General features: G+C 76.7%; 2 protein-coding genes. Both read right to left on the reverse strand.

Going from position 1 to position 4,684, the window contains the following annotated elements; genetic code table 11:
• Nucleotides 1–3,168 (reverse strand): error-prone DNA polymerase (locus AC32QD_RS00740; protein ID WP_492008562.1); only part of this gene is annotated, 3,168 nt, incomplete at its 3' end.
• 6 nt (nucleotides 3,169–3,174) lie between these two features.
• Nucleotides 3,175–4,684, reverse strand: a 1,510-nt coding sequence (locus tag AC32QD_RS00745; protein WP_492008563.1) for a Y-family DNA polymerase, incomplete at its 5' end; no start/stop codon positions are given.

Consider the following 4,684-nt stretch of genomic DNA (forward strand, 5'->3'; position numbering starts at 1 on the left):
GAGCCGCCCGGCGATCACGGCGCGGCGGAAGCGCTCGTAGACCCGGGGCCAGACGATGGCGTTGATGACGCCGGTCTCGTCCTCCAGCGTCATGAAGATCACGCCCGAGGCGGTGCCCGGGCGCTGGCGGGTGATGACCAGCCCGGCGGCGGCGATGCGGGTGCCGTCGGGGGTGTCGGCGACCCGGGCGGCGGTGAGGCAGCCGGGGAGGTCGCCGCGCAAGAGCGCGAGCGGGTGCGCGCGCAGGCTGAGGCGCAGGGCGCGGTAGTCCTCGACCAGCTCCTCGCCGGGGCCGGGCGCGGGCAGCGGCGCGGGCGGCTCGACCAGGCTCTCGCCCTGGGCGAAGAGGGGCAGGGGGGCGCCCGAGGTGAGCGCGCGCGCCGCCCACTGCGCGGCGCGGCGGCTCAGCCCGGCGGGGGCGAAGGCATCGGCGCGGGCGAGCCGGGTGATCGCGGCGCGGCCGAGCCCGGCGCGGCGGTGGAGCGCCTCGACATCCGCGTAGCCGTTGCCGCGGGCGGCGGCGAGCCACTGGCCGTCCTCCTCGCGCAGGCCCTTGACCAGGCGCAGGCCGAGGCGCAGCGCGGGGCCGCGCAGCCCGGGCTCGAGCGTGCAGTCCCAGCACGAGTGGTTGACCGAGACCGGGCGCACCTCGACCCCATGCTCGGCCGCGTCGCGCACGATCTGCGCCGGGGCGTAGAAGCCCATGGGCTGCGCATTCAAAAGCGCACAGGCGAAGGCCGCCGGGTGGTGGCGCTTGAGCCAGGCCGAGGCGTAGACCAAGAGCGCGAAGGAGGCGGCGTGGCTTTCGGGGAAGCCGTACTCGCCGAAGCCCTCGATCTGGCCGAAGCAGCGCTCGGCGAAGCCGGGGTCGTAGCCACGCGCGACCATGCCGCCGATGAAGCGGGTGCGGAAGTCGGCGACGTTGCCGGTCTTGCGGAAGGTGGCGAGCGAGCGGCGCAGGCGATCGGCCTCCTCGGCGGTGAAGCCGGCGGCGATGATGGCGATGCGCATGGCCTGCTCCTGGAACAGCGGCACGCCGAGCGTGCGGCCCAGCACCTCGCGCAGCTCGTCCGAGGGGAACTCCACCGGCTCGAGGCCGCGGCGGCGGCGGATATAGGGGTGCACCATGTCGCCCTGGATGGGCCCGGGGCGGATGATCGCCACCTGGATCACCAGGTCGTAGAAGCTGCGCGGCATCATGCGCGGCAGGAAGTTCATCTGGGCGCGCGATTCCACCTGGAAGACGCCGAGCGAATCGGCGCGGCAGAGCATGTCGTAGGTGGGCGCGTCCCCGGGTGGCAGGGTGGCCAGCGTGTAGCGCGTGCCGTGGTGCGCGGCGACCAGGTCGAGCGCCTTGCGCAGGCAGGTGAGCATGCCGAGCGCGAGGATGTCGACCTTGAGGATGCCGAGCGCGTCGATGTCGTCCTTGTCCCACTCGATGACGGTGCGGTCCTCCATGGCCGCATTCTCGATCGGGACCAGCTCGTCGAGGCGGCCGGCGGTGATGACGAAGCCGCCGACATGCTGCGAGAGGTGGCGGGGGAAGCCGATGATCTCCTCGATCAGCTGCATGGTCTGGACCAGGCGGCGGTCTTGCGCGTCGAGGCCGATCTCGCCGAGGCGGTCGGGGGCGATGGGCGCGCGCGACCAGCCCCAGACCTGGGAGGAGAGCGCGGCGGTGACGTCCTCGGACAGCCCCATGGCGCGGCCGACCTCGCGCACCGCGGCGCGCGCGCGAAAGTGGATCACGGTGGCGCAGAGCCCCGCGCGGTGCCGGCCGTAGCGGGCATAGATGTGCTGGATCACCTCCTCGCGGCGCTCGTGCTCGAAGTCGACGTCGATGTCGGGCGGCTCGTCGCGGGCCTCGGAGACGAAGCGCTCGAACACCATGGAGATGGTCTCGGGCGCGATCTCGGTGATGCCGAGCGCGTAGCACACGGCGGAGTTGGCCGCCGAGCCGCGCCCCTGCGCCAGGATGCCGCGCGCGCGGGCGAAGGCGACGATGTCGTGCACGGTGAGGAAGTAGGGGGCGTAGCCGAGCTTGCCGATCAGCGCGAGCTCGCGGGCGACCAGGTCGCGGGCCTTGGCGGGCGCGCCCTCGGGGTAGCGCCAGGCCAGGCCCTCGGCGGCGAGGCGCGCGAGCCGGGCCTGGGGCGGCTCGCCGTTGCCCTCGTCGGGGTACTCGTAGGCCAGCTCGTCGAGCGAGAAGGAGCAGCGGCGGGCGATCTCGCGGGTGCGGGCGAGGGCCTGGGGGTGGGCGTGGAAGATGCGCGCCATCTCGGCGGGGGCGCGCAGGCGGCGCTCGGCATTGGGCAGCGCCAGGCGGCCGAGCGTGTCGACGGTGCAGCGCGTGCGGATGCAGGTGAGCACGTCGGCCAGCCGCCGCCGCCCGGCCCGGTGCATCAGCGCATCGCCGGTGGCGACGGGGGGCAGGCCCGCGGCCGCGGCGAGGCGGGCGAGGGCGGCAAACCGCTCCGCGTCGCGGCCGTCATAGCGGGGGGCGAGGGCGAGGAAGGCGTGGCCCTCGAAGCGGCGCGCCAGCCGCCGGAGCTGCGGCAGCGCCGGGCCCGCGCCGCCCGGCGACGCGGTCTCCTGCGGTGGAGTTTCCTGCGGCGGAGTTTCCTGCGGCGGCGCCAGCGGGTCGGGCGGGCAGGCGATGAGGATCAGCCCGGGGTCGAGGGCGAGGAGGTCGTCGAGCGCCAGCGCGCAGGCGCCTTTCCCCGCCTTGCGCTTGCCCGCCGTGAGCAGGCGGCACAGGCGGGCGTAAGCGGCGCGGTCGGGGGCGAGCGCGACCACTTCGAGCGCCGTGTCGGTGAAGGCGAGGCGGGCGCCGATGAGGAGCTTCGGCAGGCTGCGGAGCCTGGGCCTTGGTGCCGGCGGCGGGGATTCGGCGGGGCGCGCGGCGGGGTCGGTGCGGACCTGGGAGCGGATGCGGGCACGCTGGCGCACGTCCTCGCCGGTGATGTTGCGCGGCTTGGTGCGGGGGGGCTCGCGCCTGAGCTCGCGCAGGCGGACATGGGCGCGGACCACGCCGGCGAGCGTGTTGCGGTCGGCGATGGCGATGGCGGCGAGGCCGAGCTCGGCGGCGCGCTCGACCATCTCCTCGGGGTGCGAGGCGCCGGTGAGGAAGGTGAAGCTGGTGGTGGTGCAGAGCTCGGCGCAGGTCATGGCGGGTCAGGCGAACGCGCCCTGCGCCCACCAAGCGGGGCGGGGGGCCTGGGGGGTGTGGAACAGCCACAGGCGCGGGCCCTCGGCGCAGGCGACGCGCCAGTAGTCGCGGGTGCCCGAGGCCCAGGCGGGATCGTGCCACCACCATTCGGGGGCGAGGCGCTCGGGGCCGTGCGCGGCGATGAGCGTGAGGGCGCGGCGGCGCCAGCGGAAGCGGGCGGGGGGCCGGGCGCGGCCCGGCGCGCCGGGTGCTGCGGCCCGAGGCCCCGGCGCGGGGCCGGGGCCCGGGGGCAGCGGGGCGGCCTCCTGCACGACCACCGGCTCGGGCGGGAACAGGGTCAGGGGGCGCAGCGGGCCGGGAGCGGGAAAGGATTCGGGGTCGCTCCAGGCCGCCGCGGCCTGGGTGAAGGCGCGCTCGGGGATGTGGCTCTCGGCGGGCATGAGGCGGATCAGGTGCTCGAAGCCGATGCGGTTGCCAAGCCGGGTGATGAGGTCGGCGAGCCGGTCGGCGCCGGAGGCGCGCGCGGCGGCGGGAGAGGCGGCGGAGGGGGGTGTGACTTGGGCGGGGCGCAGCGGCTCGACGGCGGTGGCCTCGAGGCGCAGCGCGTCGATGCCGTGGCCGGCGTCGATCTGGGCCAGCTTCGGCGCGAGCAGGGCGGCGAGGCGGGCGGGCGCGCGCAGCGGGCGGGCGAGCGTGATGGCGGCCTGGGCGTCGGCGCCGTCGACGCGGCGGGCGGTGAGGCGCAGGGCGCGCGCCCCGGCGGCCTGGCGCTCCAGCGCCCGGCAGAGGCGGGCGAGCAGGCGCTCGACCCCGGCCATGACATCGCTCTCGAGCCCGATCGGCTCGGGCAGGGTCAGGCGCACGGCGAAGACGGGGGCGGGGCGCGGCGGCGCGACCGGCTCGGGCTCGGCGCCGAGCGCCTGGTCGAGGCGGCGCAGCGTGGCCAGCCCGAAGCGCCGCGCCAGGGCGCCGCGGGGGATGCGCGCGGCGTCCTCCACGGTGGCAAGGCCGAGGGCGGCGAGGCCCTCGGCGGCCTCCGCCTCGAGGCGCAGCGCGGCCACGGGGAGCGGGCCGAGGGCGGCGCGGGTGTGGCCCTGGGGGGCGACGGCAAAGGGGGCGGCGGCGAAATGCGCCAGCGCCCAGGCGGCGCCCCTGGTGTCGGCCATCGCGGCGCGGGCGGTCAGCCCGAGCCCGGCGAGGCCGGCGATGAGCGCCTCGAGCATCGCCGCCTCGCCGCCGAAGAGATGGGCGCAGCCGCTGGCGTCGAGGACCAGCGCCTCGTTTCCGGTGGGTCCTTCTGTGCCCGCTTCTGTGCCCCTTTCGGCGGCGACGATGGGCGAGAAGCGCCCGGCCCAGCGCACCAGCGCCCGGCGGAAGGCGGCGAGGCGCCCGGGCGCGGCCGGCCGGGTCATCAGGCCGGGGCACAGGGCGCGGGCGTCGGCCAGGCCGAGGCCCGGGACGAGGCCCAGCGCGGCGGCGGTCGGGTTGAGCGAGACCAGCCGCAGCGCGCCGCGC

The sequence above is a fragment of the Thermohalobaculum sp. genome (assembly GCF_058622915.1).